The organism is Acinetobacter sp. FB (assembly GCF_056033405.1).
This window is the reverse complement of the sequence record NZ_CM148502.1, coordinates 2,355,217-2,371,865: the sequence shown is the minus strand read 5'-3', so window position 1 is coordinate 2,371,865 and position 16,649 is coordinate 2,355,217. Positions and strand designations below refer to the sequence as shown.

Here is a 16,649-nt window from a genome sequence, read left to right as displayed (position 1 = left end):
TGTTAAAAATAAGGAAAATAAATAAGAGCATGGTTAGATGAATTATACTTTTAAAACTTATTTTTTCAGATGCTGGCTCATTATAATCAGTGGGCAAACCAAAAGTTATTTTCTACGCTCATCGGCTTAACAGAGGAGCAATTAAATCAAGACTGTAAAGCTTATTTTAAATCCCTTATGCAAACGGCAAATCATGTATTGGTAGGAGATATACTTTGGTTTGAGCGTATCAAAGGCGTTGTTGCATCAACGTATACTTTGGATGAGATTCTTTATAATCAACTTGCCCAATTAGAGAATGCTCGAATTGAACATGATCAAAGTCTGATTAATTTTATCCATGAACATGATGAAGTTTCATTCCATCAAATGATTACTTATGTCCGTCGAGGTCAAGTTTATACTGAGCCTTTGATTGAAATATTGGCACACCTATTTAACCATCAAACGCATCATCGAGGTCAAATGCACAGCATGATCTTTGAGCTAACAGCAAAGTCCTTGGAGCTAGACTTAATTTTCTTTCAAAGAAAATATGCCTATTTATACCGCTGATTTAAAAAAACTGGATGGAATATTTTATTAAAAATGCCATTATTTTGATTAAAAAGTAACCTTTTGTTCTATTCACTAAAAAATGGAAAACTAGATTTTTAACTTATTAATTCTAATAAATTTTTTATTGTAAAAAAATGCTATTTTCAGATTAGCAAACTCCCTGTTAATAAGTGCTTTATGCTATAATTTTTCGCTATATTTTTTAATTTTAGTTCAAGTTTCTGAACTAATTTTTTGCAAGATTGAATACATAAAAACAAGTAGAGCCATCTACTTGTAAACAAGGAGTATGCATGAGCGTATCGGAAATTAGACCGATTGCCATTGAGGACGAACTCAAGCATTCATATCTAGATTACGCGATGAGCGTAATTGTATCTCGTGCATTACCAGATGTGAGAGACGGTCTTAAACCTGTTCACCGTCGTGTGTTGTTTGCAATGCATGAATTGGGCAATGATTATAACAAAGCGTACAAAAAGTCTGCTCGTGTTGTCGGGGACGTGATCGGTAAATATCACCCTCATGGTGACAGCGCAGTATATGAAACAATCGTTCGTATGGCGCAAAATTTTAGCTTGCGTTACATGTTGGTTGATGGTCAAGGTAACTTCGGTTCTGTCGATGGGGATAGCGCAGCAGCAATGCGTTATACCGAAGTTCGTATGCAAAAGTTGACCCATGAAATCTTAGCAGACTTAGAAAAAGATACTGTTGATTGGGAAGATAACTACGACGGTTCTGAGCGTATTCCTCAAGTCATGCCGACACGTATTCCAAATCTTTTGATTAATGGTACGACGGGTATTGCAGTCGGTATGGCGACCAATATGGCACCGCATAACATGACAGAAGTCGTGAATGCGTGTTTAGCCTACGCCAATAACCCGAATATTTCGATTGAAGGCTTGATGGAACACATTACGGGTCCAGATTTCCCTACAGGCGGTATTATTTACGGTAAATCAGGCATTGTTGATGCCTATCGCACTGGTAAAGGCCGTTTGCATATTCGTGGTAAATATCACTTCGAAGAAGATCAAAAAACGGGTCGTACTACGATTGTCTTTACTGAGATTCCTTACCAAGTTAACAAGGCAAAAACCATTGAGCGTATTGCTGAGTTAGTCAAAGAAAAGAAACTTGAAGGTATTTCTGAACTGCGTGATGAGTCAGATAAAGACGGTATGCGTATCGCGATCGACTTGAAGCGTGGTGAAAATGCAGAAGTTGCAGTGAATAACTTATTCCTGCATACCCAACTTCAAAACTCGTTCAGCATCAACATGGTTTGCTTAGACAATGGTCAGCCTAAGTTGATGAACCTAAAAGATATTATTGCGGCATTTATTCGTCATCGCCAAGAAGTTGTGACTCGCCGTACCATGTTCGAATTGCGTAAAGCACGTGAACGTGGACATATCTTAGAGGGTTTAACGGTTGCCTTGGCAAATATTGATGCCATTATTGAAACCATTAAAACTTCTGCTAACCCCGCTGAAGCACGTGAGCGTTTACAAGCAGGTGAGTGGGCAGGTGGTGGTGTGGTTGCATTGCTTGAAAAAGCAGGTGCGATTTCTGTTCGTCCAGATGAGATTGAAGGTGAAGATCCTGCTCGTCCATTTGGTCTGGTTGGTGAGATTTATCGCTTGTCACCAACACAAGTGGCAGCAATTTTAGAATTACGTTTGCACCGTTTGACGGGTCTAGAACAAGACAAATTACATGCAGAATATTCTGAAATCTTAGGTCAAATCGCTGAATTAACAGCAATTCTCAATGATTTTAATCTATTGATGAATGTGATCCGTGAAGAGCTTGCTTTAATCTTGCAACAATATGGTGATGGGCGTCGTACTGAAATTGTTGAATCAGGCGTTGATTTCTGCCGTGAAGATTTGATCCCAGAAGAACAAGTGGTATTGACTGTTTCTCAAACAGGTTATGCGAAAACTCAACCACTTTCTGACTATCAAGCGCAACGTCGTGGTGGTCGTGGCAAGTCTGCAACATCCATGAAAGATGATGACATTATCCAGCATTTAATTGTGGCATCAAACCATGCAACGGTTTTATGTTTTACCAATGTCGGTAAGGTCTATCGCTTAAGAGTGTTTGAAGTTCCACAGGCTTCACGCGGTGCAAAAGGTCGTCCAATCATTAATTTACTTCCGTTGGAAGCGAATGAAACCGTGACGGCAATCTTACCGTTGACTGAATTCCCTGAAAATCACTATGTATTCATGGCAACTGCATCAGGTACGGTTAAACGTGTTGAGTTGAGTCAATTCAGTAATGTTCGTTCTAACGGTTTACGTGCGATTGAGTTGAACGAAGAAGATACTTTAATCGGTGTTGCAATTACCGATGGTAATCAGCAGATCATGTTGTTCTCGAACGAAGGGAAGGCAATTCGTTTTGCTGAAACAGATGTTCGTGCGATGGGACGTACTGCAAAAGGCGTGCGTGGTATGCGTGTGAGTTTTGCAAGCAATACCATTGAATCTGAGGATGCTGAAGTCGAAAATGATGATAGCGATGACAATGATGATTCATCAGATTCGAATGTTGTCAGTCGTATTGTTTCGCTCGTGGTTGTACCTGAAACAGGCGAAGTGTTGTGTGCTTGTGCAAACGGTTATGGCAAGCGTACACCTGTTGATGATTTCCCGACCAAGAAACGTGGTGGTAAGGGCGTGATTGCCATTAAAACTAGCGAACGTAATGGTGAGTTAGTTGGTGCGGTATCAATTGATGAAAGCAAAGAACTGATGTTGATTTCTGATGGTGGTACATTAGTGCGTACGCGTGCTGCTGAGGTTGCAACCACAGGTCGTAATGCACAAGGTGTTCGTTTAATTCGCTTAAGCGATGCTGAAACCTTAGTGGGTGTTGTTTCGATTGAAGCTGTAGAAGATGACGAAGAGTTAGACGTTACAGAAGAAACGGAAAATACAGAGGTTGAGGCTGTAGCTTCTGAAGAAGCTACAGTAGAACCAAAAGATGATACGCCAGAAGCGTAAATATCCTATTCATAAAAAAAGGAAGCTCATCAGCTTCCTTTTTTATTTAGGGATGTTGATGAATGAAAAAAACATCATAATTACGATAATGTAAAACCTTTACATTTGGGTCTTCTGGAGTGTATCCGTTAGGATTGCTGAAAAGAAGTAATGGCTGTTTTTGATCCAAAGCTTTTTGTAGCTGCTGTTTATTCCATAGATATTGTTGACGTTCAGGTTCAAATAACAGCCCATCTTTTAGTTCAAGTGAAGAGTTATCTGTTTTGACTTTATCCCAATCATTGACAATATAAGCTGGTTTTTTAAGATCCAGTAAAAAAGGAATGTCATAGAAATAATTGTAATAAAAAACTACCTCAGAATTGCGATTGATGAGTTTGGGAAAATCGACTTGGTCAGCATTATTTTTTGTATCTAAAACAGTTATTGCTACTGAAATAGAAGTACAAAATACGATTAAACTTAAAAAAATTGCCGTTAAATAATCTATTTTTTTCTGTTTAAATAACAGCATTAAGCTGAATGGGGTTATACATAAAATTGTGCCAATCACATAAATTTGTATGGCATGATTCATATAAAAATCATGATTATTTTTGATAATGTGCGGTGTTAAAATAATTCCAAAGCCGAGTATGAAAATAAAAACAGCAGTGCCCCAAATTTGAAGTTTGCTTTTATCAATCTTATCTAATATTGGACTTATGGTAACAGCAAGTAATATTGCTAAAGGAGCTACAACTGGCAAGATATATCCTGCTAGCTTTGAAGGTGGAATTGAGAAAAAAATACTGACAGAAATAAACCACCATAAAAGCAGCGATAGTAAAGAAGAAGGTAAAGATTGTTTAAAGAGTTGTTTTGGAAAACTAAAGTGGCTGATTAAAAACCAAGGTAAAAAACTGACAAGAAGAATTAAATAGTAGAAAAACCAAGGCTGTTTATTATTAAACTCATTGGAATTAAATCGGCTAAACTGTTGATCAATAAAAAAGTAATGTAAAAATTGAGGGTGTTTTAACTGAACTAAATAGATCCACGGTACGGTTAACGCAAGAAACAGAAGAATGCCGAAGGGATTCAGTAGAGCTGGAATTTTAGTCCATTGGCGCGTGTAAAGTAACCAAGGAAGGAGTACGAGCCCTGGTATTAGTACACCAATTAGACCTTTACTTAAAAATCCTGCCGCAGCTGCAAAATAACCTAAAAATAGAATAGTTTTTTTACCTGAAAGCGTAAAGTCAACGAAGCTAAGGATACACACCGTCATCCATGAAGCAACTAATAGATCATGATTGATATATTGGCTGCTGCCATAAAATAACAAGCTCGTTGCTAATATAATCATCGTTAACTGAGCAATTTTTTCAGAAACATGTTTCTTCAGAAAAATAAAAAGACTGAATAACATCATACAACCTGCCAAGGTTGGAACGAGTCTTAACACCCAAATATGCACACCAAATATTTCCATTAAGCTTGTAGAAAGCCAATGTAATAAGGGTGGCTTATGCATAAATGGTAATCCATTAATGCGTGGAATTAACCAATCTCCAGATTCGAGCATATAGCGACTAATATCACCATATCGTCCTTCATCTGGTATAGATAGGGGACGAATACATGAGCTAATGAATAACCAAAAAGGTAAAAAAATAAGTAAAAACTTTGATGATCGTAGCCATTGTTGCATGTATTTCATCCCTATTATTGAAATGCAAAATAACGATTGAGTAAAAAAGTAAAAATTGAAGTGATGCAAATACTGGCAATCACGAGTAAGGAAACCTGAAAGTGAAGATAGTGGTGGCTTATGAGCAAAATAGATTCATTAAAAAGAAAACCCAGAATGGCTACTACAATGAATTTCTTTAATGTTTGCTTGTGCTGAAGGTAAGTTACTCTGAAAGTAAAAATACGATGGCCAAAGTAGCTAATCCAGAAAGCGGTTAAAAAGGCGAAAAAGTTGGCGTATTTTAATGAGATTTGATATTGGGGTTGGATGAGCAGCGTGACTACAACATAATGTATAAGCGCTGCGATTAAACCAACCATTCCAAAACGAAAGAATTGTAGGATATGTGCTTGCATTAGAAGGAAGCTACATTATTTTGTTTTTCTTGTAGTGCAGGCTTTGGTTGAATATGTGAATATTCTGCTGAAACAATATATTTAGGCCGATTTTTTACTTCTGCATAAATTCGACCAATATATTCACCTAAAATGCCAATGCAAAGGAGTTGAATTCCACCTAAAAGTGTCATACCAGCAGCAAGTGTGGCCCAACCTGGTACTCGAATGCCTTCAATTAACGTTTCGATAATGATCCATACCCCATAACTCATCGCAAATATTGCAAGTAATGCGCCGAGGTAGATACATAGCCGCAATGGAAGGTCGGAAAATCCAGTTAACCCAGACATTGCTAGTTGAAATAAGGCTTTAAAATTAAAACTAGATTGACCGTGTTGACGTTGTTGTTCTGTGAAATGAATTCCAATACTTTTAAAACCCACCCATGCGTATAGGCCTTTCATATAGCGGTTTTTTTCAGAAAGCTTTTTAACGGCATCGACTACTTTTGCATCAAGAAGTCGAAAATCTCCTGCATTTTCAGGAATATCGACAGAAGAACTTAAGTTCAGTATATGGTAATAGCAACGGGTGAAGACTTTTTTAAGCCATGATTCCGTACTTCGATCTCGAATTCCATAGACCATGTCATAGCCATTTTTCCAAAGTTGAATCATGCTTGGAATCGCATCAAGTGGATGTTGAAAATCAGCATCGATTAGGAGGGCTGCATCTCCAGTAACATAATCTAATCCAGCACTTAGAGCTGCTTCTTTACCAAAATTGCGAGAAAGTTTTAGTATGCGTAGCGGATAGTCATTCAGCATTTGTTCTAAAACAGCAACAGTTTGATCTTGACTACCATCATCAATGACGATGATTTCATAGCGTAACTTTTGTTGTTCCAATTGTTGTGCTAAAGCAGGAATAAATTTTTTTAGATTTTCTGCTTCGTTATACGCAGGGACGACACAAGATAAAAATGGATTGTTTATCATTTTAATGCGTCCATTGGGCCGAGTGAAATTTGATAAAGTAGACAGTCATCACGAAATTGTGATGAATTCAGATATTGAAATTCTCTTACACGCGCTGCTGCAATAGGGTCTTTATGGTCAATAGCTTCTATAGCTGGGTGACACATAATCAATAAATGATCTTTTGCTCGCATTAACCATTGTTGGTTTAATCGAGCGTAATCAACATCTTCAAAATCATAAATGCCTGCGAATTTTTTGTTTTGATAGATATTTTTCTGCTTACATATTGCTGCCAAAGTTGGCGCACCAAGCATTGAAAGTAAACGGGTTTTTGCTGAATAATGAGGAATGAATACAGGGTACTCTAAGTTTCTAATCCAACCTTGAAAATGATGTTGCTTGAGAAAATCGATTAATACCTCTCGAATAATAGGAAACTGATGTATGTGTTGATGACCATCAACGAAATCAGGTTGTCTTTTCATTTCTGAAATAAATAGATTCCATTGCTGTTCAATGCTTTGTCGAATGATTTTTGGATCTAAACGATGAAACCATGCTTTTAGCATCAACTTAGGTAGACTGAAGATAGGTATTTGTCGATCGAATAAATGAGTAAAATTTAGATGTAGACCAACATCAATATGATTCGATAATGGTTTAAGTTGCTGGGCTGAGATTGGCCAGTAGGGTGACTGAGTCATACATGAGGTTGCATGTAAAACTCCTTTTTGCACGAGCAATAGAATCGCTTCTGAAATTTCAGGGTTCATTGCAAAATCGTCAGCGCAATAACACACTTTAGCCATATCCATGCCTTCATTTAGGTCAATTAAAAGATAAGATAGAGATTTACTCTTACCTTTTAATTAATTTCGATTAAAGCAATATGCCTAGATATTCTTAATAACAACTTAAACCATGAAACGCTATTTCTTAACCAATCTGAAGTAAGAAATAGCTAATAAAATTGCGCCTAATGTTGCTAAGAAAATTAGTTTGGGTACGACAATAGCAATAGGTACACCCATTTGATTTAATTGCACAAACATTTGTACGCCATGTGTAGAGGGAAGTAACCATGCCAACCATTGCATCCATTCAGGCATAGCGGAATGTGCCCAAGCTGTACCCGTTAACAGAAATAGAGGCACAGAGGTTACAACAATCAAATGCCCAACACGTTCAGGCATATCGACCAGTGAACCAACTAGCATTGCTAAACCAATAATACAACTCACATAAATCGGAACAGCGAATAGCATTCCCCAAAAATTACCCCCATGCGGATATTCATATAACCAAAATGTAAAGCCAAATAAATACAGACAACCTAAACATCCGATGGTCAATATTGCGGCAAAAATCGCAAAAAATTCTGATCGATTTGCAACCCAACCTTTTTCTCTATAGCTCGCAATCAACATTGCGAGCCCGAGTAATATGGTTTGATGAATAATAAGACTGGACACAGCAGGAAAAATATAGCTGCCATAGCCAGATAATGTATTAAACAAAGGAATTTGATGAATTGAGATCTCAGGATGAAATGAAGAAGCTTTACCAAATTTTTCTAAATATTCTTGCAAGGTATATTCAATTGAACCTGCAAGCCCTATTCCAACCTCTTTCGTTCGAATGAAATAGGCTGTACTTAGGTAAAGACCGATTCCACCCATTTCACCGCGTTTTAAACTATTGGTAAGATTTTCGGGTAACAGTAGAATACCTTCAGCTTTCTGATTTTTTACGAGTTTCTCAGCCTCTAAGAAATTATCGGTAACTGTTGTGATTCGAATATGTGGACTATTAGCAGCCTGACTAATAATTTTTGAAGTTAAAATACTTTGTTCTTGGTCAACAATCACAATTGGGATATCTGCTGCCGATTGAGCTTTATAAGCAGTAGGGTAGAAAAAACTATACATGATTACAGCTGCAATCAATGTGGTAAATACAGAACTATTTGCAACAATATTTTTAAACGTTTGGATGTAATAGAAGCAAAATAATTTCATTGATTTTGCTCCTGAATATTTTTCTTCAATAAACGAATACTTAAACCTAGATAAAGAGCAGAAAAAATAACTAAAATGCCAAAAGGAATGAGAGATACGGAAATATCACTACCAATCACCCATTGCTCTGTTTGTAGTTTCGCATAAGGCGTATACGGAATAATCATTGACCAAAATTGAGTAAATGCTGGTGCATTATTCAGGGGGAGGGTAATTCCCGAAAAACTAGGTGATGATCCACCGTAAAGTGCAATAAAACCAAAGGTTTTAGGTAGATCTTTGGTGGCTAATACAACCGTACTGCTGATGACAGCATAAGAAAAATAAAGTAAAAATTGTGCAAGCAAAATTAGGCTGAGTGAACCTGCAATAAAGTAGCCACGAATATGTGCTAGCCAAAACATCCAGCACCATGTCCACGCACAAAAAATAAAGACATAGGTCAGGATTTTACCTAATAGGCTAGAAATAATGTGTTTTGAGTCAACCCATTTATTCAGGGTTTTCCTTTTAAATTCCTGTCCGATCGCAAAAGCCACGCAACAGCAAAGCAGTAAATGCAAAACTGCGGGTACCATGAACGGCTCAAGGAACAGTTCATAGCTCATATTAGGATTATATAGTGTAGAAATTTTGATATGAGGTGTCGGAACATCCAAGTAGGGGATTACATTTGATAAGTAACTCTCTCCCATATAATCCGCCATACCATTTAAGGTACTGATCAGCATTGCAGAGGAAATGGTATTCCCAATACTAAAAAAAGATTGATTGTAGGCAATACTGATTTGTGCATCTTGTGCTTGTACTAATCTTTGTTCTGCACCATCGGGGATTAAAACGAATCCCCATGCTTCAGTTTTATTAATAAGCTGTTCGGCTTCATCTTGGCTAGTGGTGATAGTTTTTACTTGTAAAGTATGATTGATACTCAGTGCATGAATGACTTTACGGCTCATTTCACTTTGATCTTGATCAATCACAACGATAGGTAAATGCTCAGCTTTACCCGATGCAAACATATTGCCAAAAAGAAGAATCACCAACAAAGGGGCAATGATCGCCATAAAAAAATCAGCTTTATGGTGTTTTAAATAGCGTAACTCCCGAAGCATTACTGCAAACATCGGTTATTTTGCCTCTGCAATTTTAAATAAAACACTCATACCGACTTTTAGGTCTGGAATGGTTTGTTCTGGTACTAAATGAAATTTGAAACTACGAATATCATAACCGCCAGTTTGTCTTGTTGTCTTAATCGTTGCAAAATCACCTTCAGCATCAATTTTTTTCACTTTAAAATTTGCTTTACGGTTGAGTGCAGGAATAAAACCTTCCAGAGTTTTAGTTTTATAAATTGAGCTATATATGTCTTCACGGACATTCAAACTTACCCATAAATCATGGTCTTCAAGAATGCTTACTACAGGGATGCCTGTCGCGACTAACTCAGTTGGTTTACCGTAAGTTTTAGAAACAGTACCATCAGTCGGTGAATATAGTTTGGTCTCTTCGGTTAAAGCATTGGCTTCTTTTACCGCAGCTTGAGCCATAGCCACTTGTGCATCAGCAGTTGATTTTTGTTGCTCCGTACTGCCTCGTTTAGCGCGTGCGTATTGTTGATAAGCGGCTTCAGCAGTTTCACGTGCCGAAGTTTGGGCCGCTAACATTTCATCACGGCGTTGACGAGAAATGACACCTTGTTGAAATAAATTTTCACCACGTTTATAAGTGGTTGCTGCCAAATCAGCTTGGGTTTTCATTGCTTGCCAGTTAGCGTATAAGGTTTCGATATTCTCTTGCTGAGCACCACGATATACGGTTGAATGAAATGCTGTAGCACTTTGTAAAGCTGCTTGTGCTTGCTCTTTCTTTGCTTCTAATTCGGGACTAACAAAACGAACCAAAGCCTGTCCTTTTTTAACGGGTTGTCCATCAGTGACGTAAAATTCTTCAATACGGCTTGGAACTTTAGTGCTGATATGTACTGTTTCTGCTTCAACGCGACCTTGTAATTCAATGGTCTGAGGTTGATAAGCTTTCCATAGACCATATGCAATTAAACCGAATAATAAAATAAGGATAATTAACCCAATAAGTTTGAGTTTTCCATTTTTAGATGATTTATTCGGTGGAATTTTTTTATTCAAAGGTGCTGTTTCAGCTTCTACTTTTTCTGTATGTTCAATTAGAGAAACTCGTTCAGATGCTGTTTCTTTTGTTTGAGCATCTGTTGTTTGGTTGACTTGATCTGTATCACGTTCTGAATTGGATGATGATGGATTCTGGCTCATAAATTTCTCCAATTAATGGATATAGTCAGTACGTGGTTGATTGACGTAAAGCTTAAATTCATCAATAGAACCATAGCTTTGTAATAAGGTAGCTAAAGATAAAATATATTTATACGAGTTGAGTGCCATTTCAGTTTTTAAAGCACTTAAAGCATTTTGTGCGTCAATCACTTGCGTTGCAGTACCCATACCTTCTTTAAATGAAAGTTGTTGGATTCTTAAATTTTCTTGAGCTGCTTTGGTATTCTGGGTAAGTAATTGATGGCTATTTTGCGAAGAATTTAATTCACTATAAGATTTGTATAAAACATTTTCGACTTCTTGTTTTGTCCGTTCAGTCATAAGCTCTGCTGCATATTTTTTGAGCTCTGCGGCACGGATATTTTTATTATTGTCTATACCTGAGAATAAATTGTATTTTGCCATCACACCAACAATCCAATTTTCTTTACTATCTAAGCCGTATTCTCCAAAAGCAAAAACACTTGGTTTTTTAGAGGCTTGTTGAACTTTCACATTTTCATTGGCCAATTCAGTATCTATTTGTAGTTTTTTAATCAAACTTGAGTTCTGATCATAATTTGCAAGTAATTTATCCAAAGAATGATTCTGAGTTAAATTCACGAAAAGTGGGGTGCTTAGACTGACACTTTCTTTGGTTTGTAATAGATTCTGTAAACTAAATTCGCTCGCTTTTAAATTAGACTGTGCATTTTGGTAAGTACGTTCAGCATTATTGCGTGCAACTTCAAATTGCATACGCTGTCCTTTGTTAATAAAACCTTGTTTTTCAAGTTTTAGCGCATTGTTATAATGTTCTTGCATGGCATTCAAATTAAACAGCGCTGACTTGGCTAATTGTTGTTGTAATTGCACATTGAAATAAGCCTGAATCATTTCGAAACGTTGTGTATCTTGCTGTTGTTTTTCACTAATATTTGAGCGTTTTGCTTGAATGGTGGCGATTTGTTTAGCGCTATTAATTTTTCCACCTGTATATAGCGGCATAACCATCGAAACTGAAGTACGAACATCATGATCTTCAACAGTGACATCTAAGTTATTTGGAATTTTATTTAAACCATCACTAACAACTTGATCAAAACCTTGGCTGACCTGATCGATGACTTCTGGAGGTAATACATTTTGCCATTGAGATAATTTTTCATCAAAACCATTTGTTAATGAGTTTTCTAAACGACGTTTACTTGATTCAAGAGGCACGCTCGTTTCACTATGAAATGCATAGGCTCGAGCATTTAAATCAATTCTTGGTAAGCCTAAATTTTTAACAGCTTCCATTTCTAATTGCGATGCTTGCTGTAAGGCCTGTTGTGCTTGAGAACTATAAGCATTTTGCACGACATATTGTTCAGCTTGACTATAACTGAAGGTCTGAGCAAATGATGGGAATGAAAATAGGGTACAACTAATCAGGCTCATACATAGGCTGAGCTGTTTGGGAAACCGTTTGACCTGAAGGCTCGGTCGATCATGTCGTTTTAACATAAGAGCATGTCGCAATTTAATAATATCCTCAGATAGTCTAAATTCTTTTTATAAAATTGAAATATTATGTTTTTAATTAAATAGTTATATCACTTCAATTGGTGTATTGAATTTGTAAAAAATAGAGTTTTTAATCTATAAAGAATAATGGGATTTAAACTGTGATCAGTGAATAAAATGCATGAAAATAATCAAAAGCAGATTAAAAAATTTATATATTTTTTGCACTAAAATTTAAATATTTACTCGATAAGCTGCTGCAACCTTCGCTAATCTATGATTAAATCCCCATTTCAATTTGTTTCACTTTGACAAGGGAAAACTCATGCGTGCTTATAATTTCTGCGCTGGTCCTGCTGCATTACCTACTGCCGTTTTAGAGAAAGCTCAACAAGAAATGTTGGATTGGCAAGGTAAAGGTTTGTCGATCATGGAAATGAGTCATCGTAGTAGTGACTATGTTGCTGTCGCGGAAAAAGCTGAAGCGGATTTGCGTAAGCTCATGAACATTCCTGAGAACTATAAAGTATTGTTCTTACAAGGTGGAGCATCGCTTCAATTTTCAGCAATTCCTTTAAACTTGCTCGGCAAGAATGCGAAAGCTGATTATATTCATACTGGTATTTGGTCTGAAAAAGCGTTGAAAGAAGCAAAACGTTATGGGGACATCAATGTAATTGAAGCGGGTACGTTCATTGATGGAAAACACGCCATTACTGAGCAAAGTACTTGGAATCTTTCAAATGATGCGGCTTATGTGCACTATGCGGATAATGAAACGATTGGTGGTCTACAATTTGCAGGTGTACCAAACGTTAATGCGCCGTTGGTATGTGACTTTTCTTCGAGCATTTTGTCTGCACCATTAGATGTAAGTAAATTTGGTTTAATTTATGCTGGAGCACAAAAGAATATTGGCCCAGCAGGTTTAACGATCGTTATTGTGCGTGATGATTTATTAGATCAAGCAAAACCTGAAATTCCAAGCATTTTGAAATATTCTGATCAGGCAAAAAATGATTCAATGGTAAATACGCCTGCAACTTATGCTTGGTATTTGTCTGGTTTGGTATTTGAATGGTTACTTGAACAAGGCGGTGTAGACGCAATGTATAAAGTAAACCAAGAAAAAGCAAAATTGCTTTATGGATATATTGATTCTAGTGACTTTTATAATAATCCAATCGCAATTCCAAATCGGTCAATCATGAATGTACCATTTACACTTGCAGATGAAGCACTTGAAAGAACCTTCTTGAAAGAAGCTGAGCAAAGCCATTTGCTTAACTTAGCAGGTCATCGCTCTGTGGGTGGTATGCGTGCAAGTATTTACAATGCTGTGCCTTTAGAAGGTGTACAAGCATTGGTTAATTTCATGGACGAGTTTGCAAAACGTCACGGTTAAGCAATTTATCATCCATAAAATAAAAGCCCTCATTCATGAGGGCTTTTTTATTAATACAATTTAAATCTAAAAATTAAAATAAGCCAATTTGATGAAAAATGAGTGCTGCTAAAAACATACCAAGTAAAAAAAAGCAAAAAGCACCAATATCAAGTTTAAGACCTTGATCACTCGAATGAATCAAACTGGTGGTTGTCTGTTCTGGTATAATTTTCATTAGAACGCCTAGAAATGCTATTTATGTGATTTTTTGTCACTTTATACCAGTTTTAGCATAAATATTCGCCTGAATCCATAGGTTACCGCGAATATATTCGCCAATGTTAAAGTTTTTATACAAATCATTTTTTGTTGCAATTCGAATTAAAATTGCAGGTAAATCATCTTCTAAAACTAAAGCCACATCATACAACGTATATTCATCTTGCATAAATTGCATGGTTGTTTTGCCAACGATATTACCTTGGAACCAAGCTTCATCTTCTTGACCTAATGTTTCACCATACAAATATGCCACCATTTTAGAAAAATCAACGGTTACAGGTTCGTGATCTTCAGGTGTTTGTGGTTGCCAGTCGTTAATCAGCTCTTGTAAGTTTTCTGGTGCAACACCATTATGTTCAGCCAAAATAGCATTTAAAGCACGATGATGTTTAATTGATGCAGGGTCATCAACAATGATTTTCTCATTTTCAGCAACTGATTCTAATTCATATGCCCAAGCATTAAATTGAACTTGATAAGTTTGATTTTGATCATATTGGCAGTTATTAACACTAAATAAATTATCAAATGCATAAATAACCGTATTTTTATTTAAACACAGACGTAATACTGCTTGAGTTGCAGAATCACAAGTAATAATACGTTCAATTTGTGCGTCGTATTTATATGGGCTTTCAAAACTTGGGAATGCTATTTTTAATGCCCGTGGTTTTTGATTTTCAACCGCAATAATTTGATTGATTGAAATAGAATGACCCTTTGGCCCTTGAATCAACCAAAATGATTGATCCATGTCTTGTTCATCTTCACATAAGCCCATAGGCATCACTGGAGCATCAAGTGCCAATCCTAACCATTTGGGAACATCTGTTTCGGGGGTATCAGTCAATAGGTTCCAATGTTCAACATGATTACCGAAATTTTGATCTTGAATTTTAATAGTTTCAGGACTGTTTTGATTTTTCATAAAGCGTGATGCTAAAAAGATTGAACTTATTCTATTAAATCGAGGGTAACATCCATTTTTCAAGTCTGGATATGTAATTCATTAAAAATTAATTCAAATTTCTGTTTTCGATCCCAAATTTAATTAATGAAATGAAGAACAGCAATTAGTCGAATGATGCTAACTCTACTTTTACCGTAATCTGCTACACTATATTTTTATTTTTATGAGCTTGTGCCAACGTGCTGCCATTTAAATTATGGGTAGATGCGGATGCTTTACCTAAAATTTTACGTGAAGTGATTTTACGTGCGTCTGATCGTTATCAGTTAGAAGTTACCTTTGTCGCCAATCAGAATGTTGGGATTACGCCATCTCTAAGGATTAATTCGATTCAGGTGATGAGTGGGGCAGATCAAGCAGATAAAGAAATCATTGAGCGTATGCATGAAAATGATATTGTCATTACACAAGATATTCCACTTGCTGCACAAGTAATTGAAAAAGGCGGAATTGCAATTCATCCTAGAGGTGAAATTTATACGGTTGCAAATGTTAAAGCACGCCTGCATTTACGTGATTTTATGGATACTCTGCGTGGAGCTGGTGTCCAAACAGGTGGTCCACCACCTATTTCTGAACGTGATAAACGTGAATTCTCAAGCTCTTTAGATCAAACTATTTTCAAACAAAAACGCAAAACCGCTTCTTGAGCTAAATATGCCTTCACGAATCAACTTAGTACTGACATATGGATTATTAGTATTCATTTGGGCAACCACGCCATTGGCAATTGTTTGGAGTGTTACTGATTTACACCCTATGTGGGCTTTGGTATTGCGCTTTTTTATTGCCTTACCTTTGGCGGTTAGCGTGCTATTGCTATTAAAGGTTAAATTTCCGATTCATAAAATTGCGTTATCAAGTTATGTAGCTGGTTCATTAAGCTTGATCGGTTCGCAAATTTTTACTTATGCAGCAACACCTTATTTAAGTTCTGGGTTGATTGCATTGATGTTTGGCTTAGCTCCGATCATGGCTGGGCTGATTGGAAGATTTGGTTTTCAACAAAAGTTAGCGAGTTTACAGTGGTTGGGGATGGGAACCTCAATTATTGGATTAGCGATGATTTGTCTGAGTGGAAGTCAAAAGCATGTGCAGCCGATAGGTATTGTTTTAATGCTGATGAGTGTTTTTGCATATTCACTTTCTATTTTTCTGGTGAAAAAAATCAATGCGAATGTGCAACCGATGGCTCAAGCAACCGGTTCAATTCTAGTTTCAACAATCTTAGCCATATTATTACTACCTTGGATTTGGCAACATGCACCAACGCACTTTCCTTCGCCGAAATCATTGTTAGCGTTGACTTATACTGTTGTAATGGCTTCATTAATTGCGATGTTTTGTTATTTCAAGTTGGTACAAAATTTGAAAGCCACCACTTTGTCACTGACGACGGTGATGACCCCAATGTTGGCAATACTCATAGGCGCTTACCTCAATCATGAACAGTTGTCTGCACAGGTTTTTGTTGGGGCAAGCATCATTCTATTAGGTTTGTGTCTTTACTTTTATAAAGATTTTAATACCTATCGCCGTTTGAAAATATGAAAAC

14 protein-coding genes and 1 pseudogene are annotated in these 16,649 nt (G+C 36.7%); 5 read left to right on the top strand and 10 right to left on the bottom strand.

Features of this window, described 5'->3' with window-relative positions; all coding sequences use genetic code 11:
- The first annotated feature begins 37 nt into the window (after window positions 1–37).
- Window positions 38–555: pseudogene (locus AC0JIQ_RS11275) on the top strand (DinB family protein).
- 296 nt (window positions 556–851) lie between these two features.
- Entirely contained in the window at window positions 852–3,581 is a 2,730-nt protein-coding gene (gene gyrA, locus AC0JIQ_RS11270; RefSeq protein ID WP_474201700.1) for a DNA gyrase subunit A, read from the top strand.
- A gap of 46 nt (window positions 3,582–3,627) precedes the next feature.
- On the opposite strand, the gene AC0JIQ_RS11265 is transcribed toward gyrA, so the two are convergent.
- From AC0JIQ_RS11265 to AC0JIQ_RS11230, 8 genes are all read right to left on the bottom strand, one after another.
- Window positions 3,628–5,274 carry an ArnT family glycosyltransferase gene (locus AC0JIQ_RS11265; RefSeq protein ID WP_474201699.1) on the bottom strand — a complete coding sequence of 549 codons (1,647 nt, stop codon included), beginning with the start codon at window positions 5,272–5,274 and terminating at the stop codon, window positions 3,628–3,630.
- 14 nt (window positions 5,275–5,288) lie between these two features.
- Complete coding sequence (locus AC0JIQ_RS11260) at window positions 5,289–5,672, bottom strand: GtrA family protein (RefSeq protein ID WP_046739420.1); 384 nt, start codon at window positions 5,670–5,672, stop codon at window positions 5,289–5,291.
- Window positions 5,672–6,652, bottom strand: coding sequence for a glycosyltransferase family 2 protein (locus AC0JIQ_RS11255; RefSeq protein ID WP_474201698.1), 981 nt, complete (start codon window positions 6,650–6,652; stop codon window positions 5,672–5,674). The genes AC0JIQ_RS11260 and AC0JIQ_RS11255 overlap by 1 nt, the downstream gene beginning before the upstream one ends.
- Entirely contained in the window at window positions 6,649–7,443 is a 795-nt protein-coding gene (locus tag AC0JIQ_RS11250) for a ChbG/HpnK family deacetylase (protein WP_474201697.1), read from the bottom strand. Before AC0JIQ_RS11250 ends, AC0JIQ_RS11255 begins: the two co-directional genes overlap by 4 nt.
- A 120-nt stretch (window positions 7,444–7,563) precedes the next feature.
- The gene (locus AC0JIQ_RS11245) at window positions 7,564–8,652 is read right to left on the bottom strand and encodes an ABC transporter permease (protein ID WP_474201696.1); all 1,089 of its coding nucleotides are present in this window, start codon (window positions 8,650–8,652) and stop codon (window positions 7,564–7,566) included.
- Window positions 8,649–9,779, bottom strand: a complete 1,131-nt coding sequence (locus AC0JIQ_RS11240; protein ID WP_474201695.1) for an ABC transporter permease — start codon at window positions 9,777–9,779, stop codon at window positions 8,649–8,651. Before AC0JIQ_RS11240 ends, AC0JIQ_RS11245 begins: the two co-directional genes overlap by 4 nt.
- A 3-nt stretch (window positions 9,780–9,782) precedes the next feature.
- The gene (locus AC0JIQ_RS11235) at window positions 9,783–10,946 is read right to left on the bottom strand and encodes an HlyD family secretion protein (protein WP_474201694.1); all 1,164 of its coding nucleotides are present in this window, start codon (window positions 10,944–10,946) and stop codon (window positions 9,783–9,785) included.
- A 12-nt stretch (window positions 10,947–10,958) separates the two neighbouring features.
- A complete protein-coding gene (locus AC0JIQ_RS11230) occupies window positions 10,959–12,455 on the bottom strand; it encodes a TolC family protein (RefSeq protein WP_474201693.1) in 1,497 nt (498 codons plus the stop codon).
- Between the two features lie 325 nt (window positions 12,456–12,780).
- Here AC0JIQ_RS11230 and serC point away from each other — a divergent pair, with 325 nt between their 5' ends.
- The gene (serC, locus tag AC0JIQ_RS11225; RefSeq protein ID WP_474201692.1) at window positions 12,781–13,860 is read left to right on the top strand and encodes a 3-phosphoserine/phosphohydroxythreonine transaminase; all 1,080 of its coding nucleotides are present in this window, start codon (window positions 12,781–12,783) and stop codon (window positions 13,858–13,860) included.
- 73 nt (window positions 13,861–13,933) lie between these two features.
- On the opposite strand, the gene AC0JIQ_RS11220 is transcribed toward serC, so the two are convergent.
- Both AC0JIQ_RS11220 and AC0JIQ_RS11215 read right to left on the bottom strand, forming a co-directional pair.
- On the bottom strand, window positions 13,934–14,077 hold the full coding sequence (locus tag AC0JIQ_RS11220; RefSeq protein WP_004661115.1) for a hypothetical protein: 144 nt from the start codon (window positions 14,075–14,077) through the stop codon (window positions 13,934–13,936).
- 36 nt (window positions 14,078–14,113) lie between these two features.
- On the bottom strand, window positions 14,114–15,052 hold the full coding sequence (locus tag AC0JIQ_RS11215) for a hypothetical protein (protein WP_474201691.1): 939 nt from the start codon (window positions 15,050–15,052) through the stop codon (window positions 14,114–14,116).
- Window positions 15,053–15,273: 221 nt separating this feature from the next.
- On the opposite strand from AC0JIQ_RS11215, the gene AC0JIQ_RS11210 reads away from it, so the two are divergent.
- Both AC0JIQ_RS11210 and AC0JIQ_RS11205 read left to right on the top strand, forming a co-directional pair.
- On the top strand, window positions 15,274–15,744 hold the full coding sequence (locus tag AC0JIQ_RS11210) for a YaiI/YqxD family protein (RefSeq protein WP_004661117.1): 471 nt from the start codon (window positions 15,274–15,276) through the stop codon (window positions 15,742–15,744).
- Between the two features lie 7 nt (window positions 15,745–15,751).
- Window positions 15,752–16,645 (top strand): DMT family transporter, encoded by an 894-nt coding sequence (locus AC0JIQ_RS11205; protein WP_474201690.1) that lies wholly within the window; start codon window positions 15,752–15,754, stop codon window positions 16,643–16,645.
- Window positions 16,646–16,649: the final 4 nt, after the last annotated feature.

Coding starts and splice junctions, on each gene's coding strand:
- gyrA (WP_474201700.1), top strand. CDS start 852: ATGAGCGTATCGGAAATTAGACCGATTGCCATTGAGGACGAACTCAAG.
- AC0JIQ_RS11265 (WP_474201699.1), bottom strand. CDS start 5,274: ATGCAACAATGGCTACGATCATCAAAGTTTTTACTTATTTTTTTACCT.
- AC0JIQ_RS11260 (WP_046739420.1), bottom strand. CDS start 5,672: ATGCAAGCACATATCCTACAATTCTTTCGTTTTGGAATGGTTGGTTTA.
- AC0JIQ_RS11255 (WP_474201698.1), bottom strand. CDS start 6,652: ATGATAAACAATCCATTTTTATCTTGTGTCGTCCCTGCGTATAACGAA.
- AC0JIQ_RS11250 (WP_474201697.1), bottom strand. CDS start 7,443: ATGGCTAAAGTGTGTTATTGCGCTGACGATTTTGCAATGAACCCTGAA.
- AC0JIQ_RS11245 (WP_474201696.1), bottom strand. CDS start 8,652: ATGAAATTATTTTGCTTCTATTACATCCAAACGTTTAAAAATATTGTT.
- AC0JIQ_RS11240 (WP_474201695.1), bottom strand. CDS start 9,779: ATGTTTGCAGTAATGCTTCGGGAGTTACGCTATTTAAAACACCATAAA.
- AC0JIQ_RS11235 (WP_474201694.1), bottom strand. CDS start 10,946: ATGAGCCAGAATCCATCATCATCCAATTCAGAACGTGATACAGATCAA.
- AC0JIQ_RS11230 (WP_474201693.1), bottom strand. CDS start 12,455: ATGTTAAAACGACATGATCGACCGAGCCTTCAGGTCAAACGGTTTCCC.
- serC (WP_474201692.1), top strand. CDS start 12,781: ATGCGTGCTTATAATTTCTGCGCTGGTCCTGCTGCATTACCTACTGCC.
- AC0JIQ_RS11220 (WP_004661115.1), bottom strand. CDS start 14,077: ATGAAAATTATACCAGAACAGACAACCACCAGTTTGATTCATTCGAGT.
- AC0JIQ_RS11215 (WP_474201691.1), bottom strand. CDS start 15,052: ATGAAAAATCAAAACAGTCCTGAAACTATTAAAATTCAAGATCAAAAT.
- AC0JIQ_RS11205 (WP_474201690.1), top strand. CDS start 15,752: ATGCCTTCACGAATCAACTTAGTACTGACATATGGATTATTAGTATTC.